Annotated in this window: 18 protein-coding genes; 5 read left to right on the top strand and 13 right to left on the bottom strand. The window is 69.7% G+C overall.

Annotation, left to right across the window (positions count from 1 at the left end):
• Nucleotides 1-4: 4 nt before the first annotated feature.
• The 5 genes from cheB to ACWPKK_RS25660 all read right to left on the bottom strand — a co-directional run bounded on the left by cheB (nt 5) and on the right by ACWPKK_RS25660 (nt 6004).
• The gene (gene cheB / locus ACWPKK_RS25680) at nt 5-1123 is read right to left on the bottom strand and encodes a chemotaxis-specific protein-glutamate methyltransferase CheB (protein ID WP_452010765.1); all 1119 of its coding nucleotides are present in this window, start codon (nt 1121-1123) and stop codon (nt 5-7) included.
• Between the two features lie 19 nt (nt 1124-1142).
• Nucleotides 1143-2813, bottom strand: a complete 1671-nt coding sequence (locus tag ACWPKK_RS25675; protein ID WP_452010060.1) for a chemotaxis protein CheW — start codon at nt 2811-2813, stop codon at nt 1143-1145.
• A 5-nt stretch (nt 2814-2818) separates the two neighbouring features.
• A complete protein-coding gene (locus tag ACWPKK_RS25670; protein WP_452010058.1) occupies nt 2819-4813 on the bottom strand; it encodes a methyl-accepting chemotaxis protein in 1995 nt (664 codons plus the stop codon).
• An 82-nt stretch (nt 4814-4895) separates the two neighbouring features.
• Nucleotides 4896-5612 (bottom strand): chemotaxis protein CheC, encoded by a 717-nt coding sequence (locus ACWPKK_RS25665; RefSeq protein ID WP_452010056.1) that lies wholly within the window; start codon nt 5610-5612, stop codon nt 4896-4898.
• Nucleotides 5609-6004 (bottom strand): response regulator transcription factor, encoded by a 396-nt coding sequence (locus ACWPKK_RS25660; RefSeq protein WP_452010053.1) that lies wholly within the window; start codon nt 6002-6004, stop codon nt 5609-5611. Before ACWPKK_RS25660 ends, ACWPKK_RS25665 begins: the two co-directional genes overlap by 4 nt.
• 185 nt (nt 6005-6189) lie before the next feature.
• On the opposite strand from ACWPKK_RS25660, the gene ACWPKK_RS25655 reads away from it, so the two are divergent.
• A complete protein-coding gene (locus tag ACWPKK_RS25655) occupies nt 6190-10008 on the top strand; it encodes a tetratricopeptide repeat protein (protein WP_452010051.1) in 3819 nt (1272 codons plus the stop codon).
• Here ACWPKK_RS25655 and ACWPKK_RS25650 read toward each other — a convergent pair.
• The 6 genes from ACWPKK_RS25650 to ACWPKK_RS25625 form a co-directional block, all read right to left on the bottom strand.
• Nucleotides 9980-10771, bottom strand: coding sequence for a MetQ/NlpA family ABC transporter substrate-binding protein (locus tag ACWPKK_RS25650; protein ID WP_452010048.1), 792 nt, complete (start codon nt 10769-10771; stop codon nt 9980-9982). The two genes, ACWPKK_RS25655 and ACWPKK_RS25650, sit on opposite strands and share 29 nt — an antisense overlap.
• A gap of 26 nt (nt 10772-10797) precedes the next feature.
• On the bottom strand, nt 10798-11466 hold the full coding sequence (locus tag ACWPKK_RS25645) for a methionine ABC transporter permease (protein ID WP_108548565.1): 669 nt from the start codon (nt 11464-11466) through the stop codon (nt 10798-10800).
• Nucleotides 11444-12496, bottom strand: coding sequence for a methionine ABC transporter ATP-binding protein (locus tag ACWPKK_RS25640; RefSeq protein ID WP_452010045.1), 1053 nt, complete (start codon nt 12494-12496; stop codon nt 11444-11446). The genes ACWPKK_RS25645 and ACWPKK_RS25640 overlap by 23 nt, the downstream gene beginning before the upstream one ends.
• Before the next feature lie 44 nt (nt 12497-12540).
• Entirely contained in the window at nt 12541-13320 is a 780-nt protein-coding gene (locus ACWPKK_RS25635; RefSeq protein ID WP_310115250.1) for a MetQ/NlpA family ABC transporter substrate-binding protein, read from the bottom strand.
• A gap of 45 nt (nt 13321-13365) precedes the next feature.
• Nucleotides 13366-13566 carry a hypothetical protein gene (locus ACWPKK_RS25630; protein ID WP_149222881.1) on the bottom strand — a complete coding sequence of 67 codons (201 nt, stop codon included), beginning with the start codon at nt 13564-13566 and terminating at the stop codon, nt 13366-13368.
• Nucleotides 13567-14030: 464 nt separating this feature from the next.
• Nucleotides 14031-15290, bottom strand: coding sequence for a hypothetical protein (locus ACWPKK_RS25625; protein WP_452010042.1), 1260 nt, complete (start codon nt 15288-15290; stop codon nt 14031-14033).
• A 306-nt stretch (nt 15291-15596) separates the two neighbouring features.
• Between ACWPKK_RS25625 and hisG the strand changes: the two genes are divergently transcribed.
• The 4 genes from hisG to ACWPKK_RS25605 are packed head-to-tail and all read left to right on the top strand — an operon-like array spanning nt 15597 to nt 18557.
• Nucleotides 15597-16274, top strand: a complete 678-nt coding sequence (gene hisG, locus ACWPKK_RS25620) for an ATP phosphoribosyltransferase (protein WP_452010762.1) — start codon at nt 15597-15599, stop codon at nt 16272-16274.
• A complete protein-coding gene (hisD, locus tag ACWPKK_RS25615; protein WP_452010040.1) occupies nt 16258-17562 on the top strand; it encodes a histidinol dehydrogenase in 1305 nt (434 codons plus the stop codon). The genes hisG and hisD overlap by 17 nt, the downstream gene beginning before the upstream one ends.
• A gap of 19 nt (nt 17563-17581) precedes the next feature.
• Nucleotides 17582-18067: a UPF0262 family protein gene (locus ACWPKK_RS25610; protein WP_452010038.1), complete on the top strand. Its 486-nt coding sequence runs from the start codon at nt 17582-17584 to the stop codon at nt 18065-18067.
• Nucleotides 18068-18089: 22 nt separating this feature from the next.
• Nucleotides 18090-18557, top strand: a complete 468-nt coding sequence (locus tag ACWPKK_RS25605) for an arsenate-mycothiol transferase ArsC (protein ID WP_452010035.1) — start codon at nt 18090-18092, stop codon at nt 18555-18557.
• A 6-nt stretch (nt 18558-18563) separates the two neighbouring features.
• Here the strand turns inward: ACWPKK_RS25605 and ACWPKK_RS25600 are convergent, their stop codons facing one another.
• Nucleotides 18564-18776 (bottom strand): hypothetical protein, encoded by a 213-nt coding sequence (locus ACWPKK_RS25600; protein ID WP_452010033.1) that lies wholly within the window; start codon nt 18774-18776, stop codon nt 18564-18566.
• The gene (locus tag ACWPKK_RS25595) at nt 18773-19465 is read right to left on the bottom strand and encodes a hypothetical protein (RefSeq protein ID WP_452010030.1); all 693 of its coding nucleotides are present in this window, start codon (nt 19463-19465) and stop codon (nt 18773-18775) included. The genes ACWPKK_RS25600 and ACWPKK_RS25595 overlap by 4 nt, the downstream gene beginning before the upstream one ends.
• Nucleotides 19466-19538 lie beyond the last annotated feature (73 nt).

Below are 19538 nucleotides of genomic sequence, written 5' to 3'. Positions count from 1 at the left end.
CTCCCTAATGCCCGCCGGCCCGCCGCTGGGCGGGCGCCAGCCAGCGGATCAGCTGGCCGGCGATGCGGTCCGACGGCAGCACGATGCCGGCACCGCCCCGCCGGATCAAATCCTGCGGCATGCCGAAGACGACGGCGCTGTCCTCCGACTCCGCGATGGTCCGTCCGCCCCGGGCGTGCAGCTCCGCCATCGAGGCGGCGCCGTCGTTGCCCATGCCGGTCAGCAGCACCCCGACCAGCCGGTCCGGCGGCAGCAGCCGCATGGCGCTGGTCACCAGCCTGTCGGCATTGGGATGCCAGGGCCGGTCGGCCGCCGCGGGCACGCAAACCGCCTGCAGCCGCCCGCCCCGCCGCGCCAGCTCCACATCGGCGCCGCCGCGAGCGATGCAGACCATGCCCGGCTCCAGCACCGTCGCCCGCTCCACCTCCAGCACGCGCAAGGCGCACAGCTCGTCCAGCCGACGCGCCAGCGTCGCGGTGAAGGCGACCGGCATATGCTGGGCCACCACCACCGGCCAGGGGAAATCGGCCGGCAGCAGGGGCAGGATGTCCTCCAGCGTGCTGGGTCCACCGGTGGACACGCCCACCAGCACCACCCCGTCTCCCTCCGCGCCCGCAGTGGTCTTTCCCGCGGGCGGAGCCGGCAGCGGAGCGGGAAGTGATGGGGGCGCGACGAAATCCTCCCCGGCGATGCGGGCGCGGGCCAGCCGCAGCCGCTCGCGCAGGCCATGCACCCGGCGCGGGCGCGACGATGCGGCGGCGCGCACCGTCTCCACCAGTTCCTCGCCGATGCGGCCGATGGCACCGGCGGCCGGCTTCTGCACCGCCTCCACCGCCCCCAGCCGCAACGCCTCCAGCGTTTCCTCCGCGCCGGCACCGGTGAGGGCGGAGACCATGACCACCGGCTTCGGGTGTTCCACCATGATGCGGGCGAGGCAGGCCAGCCCGTCCATGCCGGGCATGGTCACGTCGAGCGTCACCACGTCCGGATCGACGACCGGCAGGCGCGCCAGGGCTTCCTCCCCCGTCGCGGCGGTCTCCACCCGGAAGCCGGCCTCGCTCAGCAGCTCCGCGATGCGCCGGCGCATCAACGCGGAATCGTCCACCACCAGCACCGTCAGCACGCCGTCCCCCATCGAACCGTCACTGCTGGGTAACGAGCAGGCCGGCCAACCGGTCCATGTCGAGCAGGCTTTCCGCATCCATCAGCAGGATCAGGCGCGCGGCGCCGCCGGCACCCTGCCCCGCCAATTCCGGTTCGCGGGGCACCAGGGTCGCGACCCGGCGGATCAGCCGGCGTTGCGCCGCCGACACCGCCGGAGCCGGACCGATCCGCTCCGCCGGGATCGTCACCAGCCCGGACAGCCCGTCGACCAGCAGCCCGACCCGCGCGGCATCGGCCCCATCACGGCCAACCACCACCACCCGGCCACGCGCGATTCCGGTGGCAGCTTCACCGCTCACGGCCGGCAGATGCAGCAACCGGCGCTGGTCGATCAGCGGCAGCACCTCGCCGCGCAGCGTCAGCACGCCGCTGACGAAATCGGGGGCGTTGGGCAGGGGCGTGATGCTGTCGGGCCGGCGCAGCACCTCGCGCACGGCGGCGACGGGCAGGCCGTATTCCGCCCCGGCGAGGCTGAAGACGACGAAACGCTCCGTCACGCCGCCTGTGCCGCCCGTGCTGCCCGCATCCGCGGGCCTTGCCGGTTCCATGCCCTCCCTCTCCCCATCCGCGCCGATCGCCGCGCCATGCCGGAACAGCCGCCCGGCCGACAGCACGGAGACCAGCCGCCGCCCGCCATCCGCCCGCGCGATGCCGTCCAAATCCTCGAACTCCGGTTCGCGGGCGAGAAAGGGCGGAACCGGGTCGATCTGCGCGGGGTCGAGCCGCAGGATCTCCCGCACCTCGTCCACCAGGACGCCGACCGGGGCCTGCCCCTGGCCGGGCCGCACCACGACCACCCGTCGTCCGAGCGCTTGTCCCCCGGCCGCCTGTTCCCCGGCCTCCTGTTCCCGAACGCCGTCCAGCCCGAACAGCGCGCGCAGGCCCACCAGCGGCAGCAGCCGGTCGCGCACCGACATCACCCCCAGCAGATGCGCCCTGGACCGCGCCATGCGGGCGATCTCGCGCGGGGCTGGCAGCACTTCGCGCACGCGCTCCACCGGCAGGGCGAATTCCTGCCCGGCGACCTCGAAGACCAGCAGCGCCAGCCGGTCGATTCCGCCCGCGGCCTTGCCGCCGGCGCTCCGGTCATTGCCCGGGCCTGCGGCCTGCCCGAGGCTGCCGACCAGCCCGCCCGCGCTCGCCGTTCGGTCGCTCTCGCCCGAATCGCCGAACTGCCGGTCGATCAGGACGGCCGGCTTCAGGATGGTGGCCGGGCCGTCGCGCAGCAGGCCGTCCAACATGGCGGGGTCGAGCCCGCCATCCTCGGCGGTCACCGGGTCGATGCGGTCGGGCTCGCTGCGCAGGATGCCGGCCATGGCGTCCACCCGCAGGCCGACCGGCTGGCCGCGATGCCCGACCAGAACCACGCGGGTCTCGCGCGTGTCGGGCGTCCCGCCATCCCGTCCAAGCGCTATCGCGAGGTCCAGCACCGGCACCGCGTCGCCATGCCAATGCGCCAGCCCCTCCAGCCCCGGCGGGCCCAGCGGGATGCGCACCAGCTCCGGCGGACGGATAACCGCTTGCACGGACGACATCGGCAGGGCGAGGCGCAAGTCGCCGACCGTCATGGTGACGAAGGCGAGGCTGCCCGCCCCGCCATCGTCGGACGCCCCGCCGGATGCCCCGCCGGCTGCGGCTTCCGTCGCCACGGCGGTCAAACCGCGCCGAGCAGGCTGTCGGCCATCGCCGCGATCTCCTCGATCGCCGACGCCAGCTCCTCGGCCCCCTTGGCCTGCTCGCGGGCGGCCTTGGCCGCCTCGGTCGCGGAAAGGTTGGCGGCGGCGGCGGCGGTGGCCACCTGCTCCACCCCGGTGCGGGTCTCCCGCAGGGCGACGGTGGTCTCCGCGGCGGCGTCCAGGATCTCGCGGCTGCCGGCGGTGACCACCCGCAGCTCCTGCGCGCCGGCGGTCAGGGTGACGCCGAAGGCGCGGTGGCGCGCGGTTTCCGCCAGCGCGGTTGCCGAGACGTCGTCGATGTCGCGGCGCACCCGCAGCATCTGATCCTGGATGTTGCGGACGATGTCCTTGACCCGCTCGGCGCTCTCCGCGCTGTCGCCGGCCAGCTTGCGGATGTCGCCGCTGACCACGGTGAAACCGCGGCCGAACTCGCCCGCCCGCGCCGCCTCGATGGAGCCGCTGACCGCCAGCATGCCGGTCTGGATGGCGACGGTGGCGATGGCGTCGACCACCTTGTCGATGCGCCGGCCGATCCGCTCCAGCGCGTCCAGCCGCTCGCCGGCCCGGCGGGACGAGTCCACCGCCTCCAGCATGCCGTCGGCCAGCCGGCCGATGGTGTCGCGGGTCTCGCCCAGCAGGGCTTCCATCGACGTGCAGCGCTCGACCGAATCCTGCGCCCGGTTGGCGGCGAGCGTCGCCGCCGCGTCGATCTCCGCGATGGCGGAGGCGAGCTGGTGGGTGGCGGCGCTCTGCGACTGGGCGCCGCCGGAAATCTGACCGATCGCCGTCATGATCTGGGCGGCGGCGCGGTTGATCTCCTCGATGGCGGCCGACAGCTCCTCCGCGGCCGAGGCCAGCTCGTCGGCGGTGGCGGCAAGGTCGGCGGTGCCCTCCAGATCCTCGGCCAGTTCCGACAGCTGGCCTGCGGCGCGCTGGCTCTGGTTCAGGGCGACGGCCTGCTCGCCCGCGGTCTTCAGGGCCTCCTCGGCGGCGGCGGACTGCTCCTCGGCGCTGGCGGCGATGGTTTCCGCCCCGCGCAGGGCTTCGCGCGCGGCCTGATCGGCCTCCACGGCGGCGCGGATCGTCTCCTGCGCGCCCTGCACCAGCGCGGTCATGTCCGACCGCACGCCTTCCAGCTGCTTAACGATGGTGCGCCCGCGCTCCACCTCGGCCTTGGCGGCATCGGACGAGGCGACGATGCCGGCGGCGATGGCGGCCACCGCCTCCTGGATTTCGCCGACCATCCCCTGGATGTCGTTGGCGCTGCGTTCGGACCGTTCGGCCAGCGCCTGGACCTCGTCGGCGACGACGGCGAAGCCCTTGCCGGCCTCCCCCGCCCGCGCGGCCTCGATGGCGGCGTTCAGGGCCAGCAGGTTGGTCTGGTCGGCGATGGCGGCCACGCTCTGCACGATGGCGCCGATCTCGCGCGCCTGGGCCTCCAGGTCGCGCACCAGCCGGACCGAGGCCTCCTGCCGTTCGGCGGCGCGGACGATGCCGTCGATGGAGGACAGGATCTGGCCGCTGACGTCCTTCAGCGTGCCCTGCAGCGCCTCGACCCGCAGCACCGCCTGCTCGGCGGTGGCGCGCGAGCGGGCCAGCAGTTCCGACGCGCGGCCGATCATGCGCTGCGACTGCTGGGTGGCGCCGGCCGACTCCTCGGCCCCGGCGGCGATCTGCTCCATCGCCCGGCGCAGTTCCTCGGCGGCGGAGGCCGCCTGGGTGACGCCGCTCGCCAGTTCGGTCGAGGCGGCGGCGATGCCGCTGGCGGCCTGCCGGCGGCGCGAGTCGGCACGCGCCCGGCGGCGCTGCGGAGCGTTCGGACCGGCACCTTCCGGCGAAGCGGCTTTCATGGTCGGGACGGCGGCCGCTTCGGCGGCTTCGACTGCGCCCCCATCCGGACCGGCATCGGCACCGCCGTCCTTGTTCCGGGCCGTGCGTGCCGTGTCGATCCTGGTCTTCTTGATGAGTGCCATCGTCCTTCCCCGCCTTTCCAGTCGGTTCTTCTTGGCCGGTTCTTGTTGGCCGATTCTTCTGCGCCGGTTCTTCTTGATGCTCTTACGTCACCATCCGCCCGATATAGCGGCCGAGCGTGGCCTGCAGCGTGCCCGCCGAGCCAGAATCGAGCAGCAGGACCACCCGCCCCCCGACCCCGACCGAGGCCCCGACCCCGACCCCGACTGAGGCCCCGTCCCCATCGCCGTCCGGAAGGCTGGTGTGCAGATCGATGTGGAAGAGCACCGCAGCAGCCCCCAAACCGGACTGGGCCGCACCGGCCTCCGCCACGATGGCCGGCGCCACCACGGCGCAGCTGCGCAGGATTTCCGCCCCGCTGCCGCGGATCACCACGGGCAGGCCGGTGTCCACCGGCTCGCCCAGCAGGTTGGCGACCAGCGCCAGCGCGCTGTTCAGAACGACGTTGCCCAGTTCCGCCAGGACTTCGTCCTCAAGTTCGGGAACGTCGTCCGGCGGAACGCCCGGGGGCAGGGCCGCGCGCACCAGCGGCAGGCTGCCGGCCTGGGGGAAGACCAGCAGGGCGCAGCCGGCGAACAGGCCGTCCAGCCTTTCCGAAACGCCCACCAGCGGCGGCGTCAGCGCCCGGTCCAGCAGCCCGGCCACCTCGTCCGGCGGCACCATCTCGACCGACGGCACCGACAGCGTCACCAGACCGCCCAGCATGCGGCCGAGCGCGGTCGATGCCTTGCCGATCCCGATGTTGCCCAGTTCGGCCAGGGCATCGCGCTCCAGCTCGCTCAGCATGGGGGCGGCGGTCACTCCGGTGCGGCCTGGGAGGGGCGGCGGGGCGGCAGGGCGGTGGAGTTCAGGAAGCGGGCGACCTGCTCCTCCTCCAGCGGCTTGGGCATGAAGGCGGCGCCGACCGCCCGGATGCCGGACACCACCGCGTCCTGCGCGTTGGCGGTGATGATGGCGACATGGACGTTCGGATGGCTCTGGCGCAGCTTGGCCGCGCTCTCCACGCCATTGTCGCCGGGCATGTTGTAATCGATGATCGCAACATCCACAGGCGTGTCCTGAAGCGTCTTGAAGAGTTCATCGCCGTTCGCCGCCTCGACGACCGACCAGTCCGGCTTGTTGCGCAAGACCATCGCCCGCACATGCATGCGCGAAAGCTTGCTATCGTCGACAATGATTACAGTCTTACCCAAGATATAGGCCTTTTGGATAGAGCTCGACCGGCAGAGCCGAATTGTGCGCAAGTATACAGAATGAATGTCGTCACGCCAGTCCCCTTGATCGCAGCCGGGAATAGGCGTGGGGATTTTGCGGGCGCGGCGGCCGGCCGACTCATGCTATCGAGACGGACCGCTTCCTTCGATCCGGCCCCCGTTCCATGCCGTCATCATCATCCGCCGCCGAACTGGCCGCCCTGTTGGGCCAAGCGCTGGGCCATCACCGCGCCGGCGACCTGGATGGGGCGGAACGGGCCTACCGCGCGATGCTGGCGACCGACCGCGGCAACCCCGATGCGCTGCACCTGCTGGGCGTGCTGCACCACCAGCGCAGGGAAGATGCCGAGGCGGTCCGGCTGATCGGCCAAGCCATCGCGCGGCGCCCCCGGATGGCGGAGCAGCACGCCAACCTCGGCCTCGCCCTCCACGCGCTCGGCCGGCTGGGTGAAGCGGAGGCGGAATACCGCCGGGCTCTCGCCCTGCGCGAGGCCTATCCGCAGGCGCACAACAGCTTGGGCAGCGCGTTGCAGGAGCAGGACCGGCTGGATGATGCCGCCGTCCATTACCGCCGCGCGCTCGACCTCGACGCCGGTTATGCCGAGGCCTGGGCCAATCTCGGCACGCTGCTGCGGGCGCGGGACGAGTATGGCGAGGCGGAGACGGCACTGCGCCACGCCCTGCGGCTCGACCCCGGCCATGCCACCGCCCTGACCAATCTCGGCGTCGTGCTGAAGGAGAGGGGTCGCATCGGGGAGGCGGAGACCGCGCATCGGGAGGCGCTGCGCCTTGCCCCCGGCGATGCCGAAACCATGGTGAATCTCGCCCTGCTGCGCGAGGCACAAGGCCGCGGCGGGGAGGCGGAGGCGCTGTACCGGCAGGCGCTCGCGCTGTCTCCCGGCTTCGCGCTGGCACGCTGGAACCTCGCCCTGCGCCTGCTCGGCCACGGACGATTGGCGGAGGGATGGGACGAGTATGAGGCGCGCTTCGCCTCCCGCCGCGTCTCGGCCGGACGCAGCTTCACGCTGCCGCCCCGGGACGGTGCCGCGGGCGGTGTTGCGGGCGGGCGCCTGCTGGTCTGGCGCGAACAGGGGTTGGGCGACGAGCTGATGTTCGGCACCGCCCTGCCCGACCTCGCCGCCAGGATCGGGCCGGGAAATCTGGTGGTGGAGGTCGATGCCCGGCTGACCGGGCTGGTCGGCCGCGCCCTGCCCGGCGTCACGGTGCGGGCGGAGACGACCGACCCCAAGGACGCCGACGCCCATCTGGCGATGGGATCGTTGCCCCGGCTGCTGCGGCCGACGCTGTCCGCCTTTCCCGACCGGCGGTCCTGGCTGGCGCCCGATCCGGCCCGGCTGGCGGACTGGCGCGACCGGCTGGCGGCGCTGGGGCCGGGCCTGCGCGTCGGCATCTGCTGGGGCAGCCAGAACATTCTGGGGGAGCGCAAGGCCGCCTACACGACGCTCGCCGACTGGGCGCCGCTGCTGACCCTGCCCGGCCTGATCCCAATCACCCTTCAATATGACGGACGCGAGGCGGAGATCGCCGCGACCGAAGCACAACTCGGCGGGCGCATCCACCGCTGGCCGAACACCGATCTGAAGAACGACCTGGAAGGGGTGGCGGCGCTGATCGCCGGGCTCGACCTCGTGGTGACGGTGGCGAGTTCGGTCGGCGAGATGGCCGGCGCGCTCGGCGTGCCGGTCTGGCGCTTCGGCCCTGCCGGCGACTGGACGGCGCTGGGCAGCGCGGTGCGGCCCTGGTTCCCGTCGATGCGGCTGTGGAGCGCGCGGCCCGGCGAAGGGCTGGCGGACGTGCTGCTGCGCATGGCGGCGGAGCTGCGCCGGCTGGTTCCCGCCTTGCCCATCGCCGACTGGCTGGCGGAGGCGCGGGACCTGCACGAGTCCGGCCGCTGGCCGGAGGCGGAGAAAGCCTATCAGCGCATCCTCGACCAGGGCGGTGAGGTGCCCGCGGCGCTGGAGGGCTACGGCCTGCTCGGCCATCAGGCCGGCCGTCCCGACATCGCCGTCACCCTGCTGACCCGCGCCATCACTGCGGAGCCGAGTGCCGGCCGCCACAAGCGCCGCGCACTGGCCCACCAGGAGATGGGCGCGATGGGCGAGGCTGAGGCCGACTGGCAGGCCGCCGCGTCCCTCGACCCCGAGGATGTGGAGGCGCTCGGCAATCTCGGCGCCCTCCGCGTGACCCGCGGGGCGGGACAGGAAGCGGCGGAGGCGACCGAGGCGGCGCTGCGCCTCGCCCCCTTCCATGCCGGGCTGTGGGCCAATGCTGGACTCGCCCGGCAGGCGATGGGCCGCGACGGCGTGCCGTTCTTCCGGCGGGCGCTCGTCCTTGATCCCGCTTTGGCGGAGGCCTGGACCGCCCTGTCGGCCGAGGCGCTCCGCGACGCGGCGCGTGCCGCCGAGGCGGAACGCGCGGCGGAGCGGGCCTTGCGCCTGCGGCCCGGCGATCCGTCTGCGGTCGGCAATCTCGGGCTGGCGGCGCTGGCGCTCGACCGCCCGGCGGAGGCGGTGGGAAATCTGCGTCTGGCGCTCCAGGGCCGTCCGGGCGACCTCGGTACGATCGGCAACCTCGCCCTGGCGCTGGAGCGGGCGGGCGACGGCGCCGCGGCGGGACTGGCATGGTGGCGGGTGATCCTGCTGGCTCCCGGCATCGGCGCCGGCTGGGCCGGTCTGGCCGACCTGCGGCAGCGCCAAGGCCGGTTGGATGCCGCGCTGAAGGGCTGGAGCCGGGCGCTGGCGCTGGAGCCCACGCGGGCGGAATGGCGCTACAATCTGGGCAACGCCCTGCACGCCGCTGGGCGGCCGGAGCAGGCCGATGCGGCCTATCGGCAGGCGGTGGAGGACGACCCGAGCCTGACGCTCGCCGCCTTCAACCGCGGCTATGCGGCGCTGGCGCGCGGCGAACTCGCCACCGGATGGACCGGGCTGGAAGCCCGCTTCGCCGCCGGACGGGCTCTGCCGGACCGCCGCCTCCGCATCCCGGCCTGGGACGGCGGCGACCTGACGAGGAAGACCGTGCTGGTCTGGCGCGAACAGGGGGTGGGCGACGAACTGATGTACAGTGCCTGCTATGCCGACCTGATCGGGCGCGCGGAACAGGCGGGCGGCCGGGTGATCGTGGAGTGCGAGCCGCGGCTGGTCGCGCTCTTCGCGCGCTCCTTCCCGCAGGCGCTGGTGCGGGCGGCGACGGCGGATCCGGTGGATGCCGACTGCCACGTCCCGGCGGGGTCGCTGCCGCTGCGGCTGGGCTGGGGGTTGGGCGGCTTTCCGGAACGCGGGGGATGGCTGCGCGCGGACGAGGCGGCGATGGAGCGGTGGCGGGGGTGGTTGGGTGAATTTTCCGGAAACACTTGCCCCCACCCCAACCCTCCCCCGCTGGGCGGGGGAGGGGGATCAAGTGCTTGTTCGGGAGAGCGGCGGCAGTCCCTCCCCCGCCCAGCGGGGGAGGTTAGGTGGGGGTCTAACGCCGCAGAAAGCGACGCCCTCACCATAGGCCTCTGCTGGCGTAGCGGCCTGCGCAACGCCTTGCGCGACGCCAACTACGTGCCGCTGACCGACTGGGCGCCGATCCTCACCCTGCCCGGCCTGCGCCTGATCACTCTTCAATACGACGACTGCGAGGCCGAACTCGCCGAGGCGGAAGCGCGCTTCGACATCACCATCCACCGCCCGCCGCTCGACTTGAAGAACGACCTCGACGGCGCGGCGGCCCTGACGGCGGCGCTGGACCTGGTGATCTCCGCCGGAACGTCGGTGGCGGAGATGGCCGGCGCGCTCGGGGTGCCGGTCTGGCGGGTCGGGCCGGCGGGGGACTGGACGGCGCTCGGCACCGCGTGCCGGCCCTGGTATCCGTCGATGCGGCTGGTCTGCCCGAAACCGGGCGAGACGCTCGGCGACGCGCTGGGCGCCGCCGGGCGTGCTCTCAGCAATCTCAGAACGCGGGAACCACGGCGTTCTTGAACTTGGTGAGGATGAATTCCTTCACCTCGGGGCTGTTGTAGGACTTCACCAGCTTGGCGACCCAGGGCTTGTCCTTGTCGGCCTTGCGCACGACGATGACGTTGGCATAGGGGCTGTCGGCCGCTTCGCGGGCGATGGCATCCTTGACCGGGTCGATGCCGGCTTCCAGCGCGAAGTTGGTGTTGATGGCGGCGGCGGTCACGTCGTCCAGCGAGCGCGGCAGCTGGGCGGCGTCCAGTTCGACGATCTCCAGCTTCTTCGGGTTCTCGACGATGTCGATCGGCGAGGCCTTCAGGTTGCCGCCGTCCTTCAGCTTGATCAGGCCCTTGGCCTGCAGAAGCAGCAGGACGCGACCGCCGTTGGTCGGGTCGTTGGGGATGGCGAACTTGGACCCGGCCGGCAGTTCCTCCAGGCTCTTCACCTTCTTGGAATAGATGCCGATCGGATAGACCACCGTCTTGCCGACGCTGACCAGATCGAAGCCGCGGTCCTTCACCTGGTTGTCCAGATAGGGCTGGTGCTGGAAGCTGTTGGCGTCCAGGTCGCCACCGGCCAGCGCCTGGTTCGGGATGACGTAGTCGGTGAATTCCAGGATCTGGATGTCCAGCCCGTCCTTGGCGGCGATGGGCTTCACCGCTTCCAGGATCTGGGCATGCGGGCCGGCGGTGACGCCGACCTTGATGGTCTCGGCAGAAGCACCGAAGGCGATGGCCATGGTGGCGGCGCCGGCCAGCAGGGAAGCCAGCGAACGGAAGCGCAGCATCTCGAACACTCCTCGGGTATTTTGAATCAGGATTTCAGATTACGCTTGTTGACGCGGCGGGCGATCAGGTCGCCCGTCGACTGGACGATCTGCACCAGCACGATCAGCACGATCACCACCGCCAGCATCACCTCCGGCAGGAAGCGCTGGTAGCCATAGCGGATGCCGAGGTCGCCCAGGCCGCCGCCGCCGACCGCGCCGACCATGGCGGAATAGCCGATCAGGCTGACCGCCGACAGGGTCAGGCCGGCGACGATGCCCGGCAGGGCTTCCGGCAGCAGGACCTTGCGGATGATCTGGAAGGGCGTGGCGCCCATCGCCTGCGCCGCCTCGACCAGACCGCGGTCGACCTCGCGCACCGCATTCTCCACCACGCGGGCGATGAAGGGGGCGGCGGCGACGGTCAGCGGCACGATGGCGGCGTTGGTGCCGATGGAGGTGCCGGCGATCAGCCGGGTGAAGGGGATGATCGCCACCACCAGGATGATGAAGGGGGTGGAGCGGGTCATGTTCACCACCGCCCCCATCACCTTGTTGAAGGCGAAGTTCTGCAGCAGCTCGCCCCGGCCGGTGACGGCCAGCATCACGCCGATGGGCAGCCCGATCAGCGTCCCGATGGCGCCCGACACCGCCACCATGTGCAGCGTGTCGATCAGCCCCTTGATCAGCAGGTCAATGATTTGCGGGGAGAGCATGGCCCAACACCTCGACGCCCAGATTGTTCTCTTTCACCAGTGCGATGGCGGCATCGACCTTGGCCGTGTCGCCCAGCGCCTCCACCACCAGCGTGCCGAAGGGGGCGCCCTGGATCTCGTCGATCTGGCCGTGCCAGATGTTCAGGTCCAGGTTCAGGTGGCGGCTGATGGCGCTGATGACCGGGGTGGTCGCCTTCTCGCCGGTGAAGGTGATGCGCAGCACCGGGTTGCTCCCCAAGCCGGGCTGGGGCGACAGCCGGTCGCGCAGGCTGTCGGGAATCCCGCGGTTGATGACGGGATCGACGAAGCTGCGGGTGGTGGGGTGCCTGGGATGGGCGAAGATGTCGAAGACCGGCCCCTGCTCGATCACCCGGCCGCCTTCCATCACCGCCACCTTGTGGCAGATCTCCTTGATGACGGCGATCTCGTGGGTGATCAGCACGATGGTCAGGCCGAGCCGCCGGTTGATGTCGCCCAGCAGATGCAGGATCTGCGTCGTCGTCTCCGGGTCGAGCGCCGAGGTCGCCTCGTCCGACAGCAGCACCTTCGGCTTGCTGGCAAGGGCGCGGGCGATGCCGACGCGCTGCTTCTGCCCGCCCGACAGCTCTGCCGGATAACGGTTGCGCTTGTCGGCCAGCCCGACGAGGTCGAGCAGCGGCTCCACCGTCCGGCCGATCTCCGCCTTGGCCATGCCCGCCAGTTCCAGCGGCAGCGCCACATTGTCGAAGACGGTGCGCGAGGACAGCAGATTGAAGTGCTGGAAGATCATGCCGATGGAATGGCGGGCCTGCCGCAGTTCCGCCGCCGACAGGGTGGTCATCTCCACCCCATCCACCGTGACGCTGCCCGCCGTCGGGCTTTCCAGCAGGTTGACCGTGCGCAGCAGGGTGGACTTGCCGGCACCCGACCGGCCGATGATCCCGAAGACCTCGCCGCGTTCGATGGAGAGGTCGATGTCGGCCAGCGCGTGGACCGGTGACCCGCCGCCGCGGGCGGCGTAAGTCTTGCGAATGTTTGTTAGCGTTATCATCTTTTATTCGGCAAAAGGGGACGTCCAGCGTCCCCCCAGCCCCCTCACCAAGTCGGAATGATGGAACCGTTGAAGCGCGTTTCGATAAACTGCCGCACTTCGGGCGAACGATACAGCGCAATGAAGCGCTTGATCGTCGGGTCTTCCATGCGATCCTTGCGGACCGCCCAGACCAGGTTCCATTTGGACTGGTCATCCTCCAGCACCAGCGCCTTCTTCGGCTCCAGCCCGGCCAGCACGGCATAGTTGAGGGTGATGACCGACGCATCCACGTCGTCGAGCGAGCGGGGAAGCTGGGCGGCGTCCAGTTCCACCAGCTTGATGCCCTTCGGGTTCACCACGTCGGCGATGGTGGTGTTCAGCCCCGCCCCGTCCTTCAGCCCGATCACGCCGGCCTTGGCCAGCAGGAACAGGGCGCGGGCGCCATTGGTGGGGTCGTTGGGGATCGACACCGAAGCGCCGGGCTTCAGGTCGGCCAGCGCCTTCACCTTGGCACTGTAGACGCCCATCGGCACCACGACGCTCTTGGCGACGGAGACGATGTCGTAGCCGCGCTGCTTCACCTGATTGTCCAGGAAGGGCTGGTGCTGGAAATTGTTGGCGTCGATGTCGCCGGCCTGGAGCGCCGCGTTCGGCATGTTCCAATCCGTGAACTCGATCACCTGCGCCTCGATGCCCTCCTTGGCGGCCAGCTTGGCGGTGAATTCCAGGATCTCGCCATAGGGGCCGGCCGACACGCCCAGCTTCAGCGGAGCGGCGAAGGCAGAGGTCGCGGCGGTCAGCAGGCCGGCGGCGACGGCCACCGACATCAGGATGCGCTTCATCGGGTCTTTCCTCAGGGTTTCTTGGCAGCGGGCATTTATCGGGGGTCAGCGGCGGCGGGTGTCCGGCAGCCGGCTGTAATGCTGGTGGGCGGCGCGCTGGGCCTGTCCGACATTGCGGAAGACGCGGCGGTCGAGATCACGGAAAGCCCAATCGGACACGAAGAAGGTGAAGCCGCCGCGCTCGGCGACGACGATGCCGGCGGAGCGGCCCTGGACTTCGATGGCGTAGGCGCTGGCGTGGGACATGGCGAAGGACTCCCCCTGGCGCGGCCGGGCCCTCGGCACACTGGGGCGGGGCGGGACGGCGGCGCAAATGCGTTCAGGACTGGCGGATGTGCGGAATGGGCGCTGTGTCTTGGGGCCGCGAGGTCAGCGGCAACACAGGCCCGGGCGCATCATGCAGGCCGGGAAAGCGGTCCGAAGCACGGATGGGGGAGCGGAAACTCGCGATGTCATTCCGGTCTCTCCTTCTTGAAGAGGTCCACGACCGGTATCGTGGCGCTTTAGCGTTTGGTGACGCGGCGCAAGCTGCAGAAGTCAAATTGCCGCGGGATGCCCCGGCGGGGCGTCCGATGGATAATGTCTACTGCCGATATCGGTATTCAGTCAACCGGCTTTTTCGCAAATAAGTGTACTTTCCACGTTTATACATTTTTCTGATGGTAAATGCGCGGCGGTCTGCGGAAACCGCCGCGCACGAATGGTGCCGGTTACTGCGACAGCTGCTTGAAGCCGATCTGGCCGCAGGACTGGTCGAACAGGTAGTCGACCTTGCTCAGCCAATGCCGGCCGGTGTTGATGAAGTTGCCATTGCTCGGCTCGATCCAGGTCGCCTGGGACTGGTCGAGCGGCAGCACCACCTTCGGCGGATTCAGCTGTGCGGTCAGGGTCGGGTTCAGCGTGGTGCCCGCCACGGTCAGTTCCATGGTCAGGCCGGGGGTGACGATCGTCTCTTTCACCGGCTTGGTTCCGCCGCCGGGCTGGGGCACGTTCACGGTGACGGTGTCCACGGAACCGGCCGGGCGGGCGCTGTCGCTGAAAGCCATGAACATGTAGTCCAGGCCGGTATCCACCAGCGTGCTGCCGCAGAGCGGGGCGCCCAGCGCGGTCCCCTTCGAATCCTTCAGCGTGATACAGGCGGTTGCCCCGTTCCACACCGTGCCGCCGGTCGTCGGCTGCGGCGACACCTGGGTCAGCTGAACCGTCTGGAACCCGCTGGCGTTCGCCTGGGTCAGGCCGATGTCGATGCCCTGCTGGGTGAAGACATAGCCGGCATGTGCCGCGGCCGGCACGTTCAGGAAAGGATTGTTGGTGGTGGTCGGGGATGTTCCGCGGTCGAAGCCGACGCCGATCATGCCGAAGCCGTCGCTGACCTTGGCGCAGTTCGCCAAGCTGGTGCCGGTCTTGCCGTTCACCGGGGCGGTGCCCTCATAGCTGGCGCAGTTGTTCGGATCCACCGTGGCGGTGCTGGTCGGCGGGTTGGAGGTCACCTGGCAATGGCAGCTGGTGGCGATGATGTCGACCGGCGTGGTGTTGGTATAGCCGCCGCCGCTCAGCGGCAGGGCGATCGCCGCCTTGACGTTCTTGCCGGCGTAGTAATTGCCGGAGCTGGAATAGGCGATCTGGGTCGTCTGGGTGGAGGCGTTCCAGACGCTGGCCGGAACCTTGCCGGACGGCAGGGCGAGGCCGGTGGAGCCGGTGTCGACCATCACCGGCTGGACGCCGGCCGATGCCGCGTTGTTCGCGTCGAGCACCGCGACGTCGATCATGTACCCGTTCAGAACCGACGATGCGCCCGAGCTGAGCGCCAGCGACACCGAACCGCTCTGCGGATAGGCGCAATTGCCGGAGGAGGTGGAAGAGGCGGCAAGGGCGCCAGCCATGGGGGCGGCGGAGAGCGCCAGGGCCAAGGCCGTCAGAATAGCCGGCCGGACGGCGCCTTGGGAAATGGGATGGAGCGACGCAATCATTGCTTTGATGTTCCTTAAAGTGAATGGACGAAAATTGTATAAATCCTGTCAATGCGCCTACTGATGGATTTTCTGAATCAAATTGTAACCATATCCCGGCAACCTGCCGCCGTCGTGCCGCAGCCGCCGGCGACCAACGGGCCACGCGGACGATGCGGGGCGCGACACCGACAGGTGACGGGCGCGCGGAATGTGCTATCTATCGCGTCGATGGTTCATCCGGGGCCTGCACACCGCCCCGGCGAGCGATGCGAGGAGAGTGTTTTGTCCGCCGATCCCAGCGCCCAAGGGGTGACTGCCGCAGCGATGACGGCCGCACCGGTCGATGACCAACTGGTGCTGGCCCTGCCCAAGGGCCGCATCCTGAAGGAGCTGCGCCCGCTGCTGTCCCATGCCGGCATCCATCCGGAGCCGGCCTTCGACGACGACAAGAGCCGGCTCCTGCGCTTCGCCACCAATGTGCCGAACCTCAGCATCATCCGCGTCCGCTCCTTCGACGTGGCGACCTTCGTCGCCTTCGGCGCCGCCCATCTGGGCGTGGCGGGCAACGATGTGCTGATGGAGTTCGACTATCCGGAGATCTACGCGCCGCTCGACCTCGGCATCGGCGCCTGCCGCCTGTCGGTCGCCGAGCCGGTGGAGATGATGGAGAGCGACGATCCGTCGCGGTGGAGCCATGTGCGCGTCGCCACCAAATATCCGGAGGTGACGAAGCGCCACTTCGCCGCCCGCGGCGTCCAGGCCGAGTGCGTCAAGCTGAACGGCGCGATGGAATTGGCGCCGACGCTGGGCCTGTGCCGCCGCATCGTCGATCTGGTCTCCACCGGATCGACGCTGAAGGCCAACGGGCTGGTGGAGGTGGAGCATATCGCCGACGTCACCTCGCGCCTGATCGTCAACCGCGCCGCCTTCAAGACGCGGACGGCCGAGATTTCTCAGTGGATCGACAAGTTCCGGGAGGCGGTGAATGCCCGTCAGGCTTGATATTCGCGACGCGGACTTCGCCGCCGGCTTCGAGGCCCTGCTGCACGCCAAGCGCGAGGCCAGCGAGGATGTCCAGACGCTGGTCGCCGGGGTGATCGAACAGGTGCGCACGCGCGGCGACGATGCCCTGATCGACTACACCGCCCGCTGGGACCGCCTGACCCTGACGGCCGACACCCTGCGCATCGGCCGGGACGAAATCGACGCCGCCACGACCAAATGCTCCGCCGAGACGCTGGAGGCGCTCGACCTCGCCGCCGCGCGGATCGAGGAGTTCCACCGCCGCCAGATCCCGGAGGTCACCGACTACCGCGACGCCGCCGGCGTGCGGCTGGGCGCGCGCTGGACGCCGGTCGGCGCCGTCGGCCTCTATGTGCCGGGCGGCACCGCCTCCTACCCGTCGTCGGTGCTGATGAACGCCCTGCCGGCCAAGGTGGCGGGCGTCGAGCGTGTCGTCATGGTGGTGCCGACGCCGGACGGGGCGATCAACCCGCTGGTGCTGGCCGCCGCCAAGCGCTGCGGCATCGACGAGATCTACCGCATCGGCGGCGCCCAGGCGGTCGCGGCGCTGGCCCACGGCACGGCGACGATCCGGCCGGTGGACAAGATCGTCGGCCCCGGCAACGCCTTCGTCGCCGCCGCCAAGCGGCAGGTCTACGGCCTTGTCGGCATCGACAGCATCGCCGGCCCGTCGGAAATCCTGGTGGTGGCGGACGGCCACAACGATCCGGCCTGGATCGCCATGGACCTGCTGTCGCAGGCCGAACACGACACCTCGGCCCAGTCGATCCTGATCACCGACGACGCCGTCTTCGCCGACGCGGTCGCGGCGGCGGTCGACAAGCATCTGGAAACGCTGCCACGCACGGCAATCGCCGGCGAGAGCTGGCGCGAGCATGGCGCCATCGTCCTGGTCGGCGACCTGACGGCCGATGCGCCGGCCCTGGTCGACCGTCTGGCGCCGGAGCATCTGGAACTGGCGGTCGAGGATCCGGACGCGCTGGCGGCCCGGATCCGCAATGCCGGTGCCATCTTCCTCGGCCGCTACACGCCGGAAGCCATTGGCGACTATGTGGCCGGGCCGAACCATGTGCTGCCGACGGCGCGCAGCGCCCGCTTCTCCTCCGGCCTCAACGTGCTGGACTTCATGAAGCGGACGACCTTCGTCGCCTGCGACGCCGAAAGCCTGCGGGCCATCGGCCCGGCGGCGGTGACGCTGGCGATGGCCGAGGGGCTGGAGGCGCATGCGCGCTCCGTCGCCCAGCGGCTGCCGGGTTATAAAGCGTAAGAAGCAGGGGAGACGGGGCGTGACGACGGCGAAAAGCAAGCGGCGCATCACCCATGTGACGCTCGACGAGCGGAGTGTCGTCCGCCACAAGCCCGAGGTGGAGCATGAGCGCGCCGTCGCCATCTTCGACCTGCTGGAAGACAACGAGTTCTGCCCCTGCGACTTCGCGGAGGACGGGCCGTACCACCTGCACCTGTCGATCGAGGACAACCGGCTGGTCTTCGACATCCGGCGCGAGGACAACAGCGAACTCGACAGGCTGATGCTTCCGATCACCGGCTTCCGGTCGATCGTCCGCGATTACTTCCTGATCTGCGAGAGCTATTACGCCGCCATCAAGCGGTCGACGCCCTCGCAGATCGAGGCCATCGACATGGGCCGCCGCGGCCTGCACAACGAGGGGTCCGAGATGCTGCGCGAACGGCTGGCCGGCAAGGTGGAGATGGACCTGCAGACCGCGCGCCGGCTGTTCACGCTGATCTGCGTCCTGCATATCCGCGGTTGACGGACACGGGCGGCGCAAGGCCATGGCGGCGACCCCGGTCCTCACCCCCCTGCCGGCGACGAGCGTCTTGTTCGCCTGCACCTACAACATGATCCGTTCGCCGATGGCGGCGGCGATGATGCGCCATTACCACGGCACGCGCGTCTATGTGGATTCGGTCGGCGTCCGCGAGGGCGACGAGGTCGATCCCTTCGCCGTCGCGGTGATGGAGGAGATCGGCATCGACCTGTCCAAGCACCGCTGCCGCACCTTCGAGGACCTGGAAGACACCAACTTCGACCTGATCGTCTCGCTGTCGCCCGAGGCACAGCACCGCGCCATCGAGATGACGCGCACCATGGCCTGCGACGTGGAGTTCTGGAACACCTTCGACCCCACCCTGGTCGACGGCACCCGCGATACCATGCTGGAAGCCTACCGGCAGGTGCGCGACGGACTGTTGGCCAAGGTCAAGCAGCGCTTCCCGTTGACGCGCGGGCCAACGGTGTAACGGCGGTCAGCCGGCGGCAACAGCCCTATACGGCCCGATCCCTGCTCGATATCGTTCGATCCGACCGATTTCGGCATCGGCGTCGGCGATCGCATCGGAGAGCAGGCGCTTCTGAATGCCGTCGGCTCCATCATGCAGTCGGACGAGCGTCTCCCGCCACTGCTGCCAGGGTTCAACATGGAAGAAATCGTCGGGAGGTGATGGGACGCCCAGGCTCATCTTCTGCTCCCCAGTGAATTCCGCAACTCCGCTGCCGACCTCGATATCAGCAAGTCCGCCGCGAGGGTTGCGAACTCGTACCCCTTGCGCCGCTCCGCAACCTTGCGGAAACGATAGTCGATCATGTCGGCAGCCTGCAAGATCAGGCACAGCACGTGGGTTGTGATCCATGCACCGTCAAGTCGGCTTGCCGGCGCCACCAGCGCGTTGGAGCGATGCCAGTCGGTGACGACACCCTGCACCTGCCGCATGGCCCTGCCGATATTTCCCCGCTGCAGAATGGTCGCTCTGTATGCGATGCCATCATGACCATGAGCAAAAATCGTGGCAATTCCTGGGAAATACTCGAAAAGTCGGAGGTCGGCCGCGCTCAGGGAGGAGCCGTTGGGATGATTGTGGTGGATGACGATGCGGCGGTGAGCGTCCGCACCGGCACAGGCGAGGGTCTCCGGAATACCGACCCGCTCGGGCTCGCCATCGCTGTGACGGCAGATCTCCTTTTCCGCATCGAGGTCATACGCGAACAGATGCTCGTATCCCGTTGCTTTCCCGTGTCCGACGACATAGCTCCTGGCGTCGCCATCCAATTTCAGATGGCAATCATCGGCATGGTGATGAAGCGCTGCCGCAATATGCCGAGGCAGGACACCACGCCCCCTGCCACTTTCCAGATCATGGTCGTCTGCCACAGCCTGCCCTGGAGATAGAAAGCTATCCGCGAACTACCATGGCGCGAATGGAAAGAAAAGCGGGCAGCCAAAA

The sequence above is a fragment of the Azospirillum largimobile genome, assembly GCF_977007025.2.
Note: the sequence above shows the minus strand (reverse complement) of the source record. Positions and strands in the feature narration are given on the sequence as shown.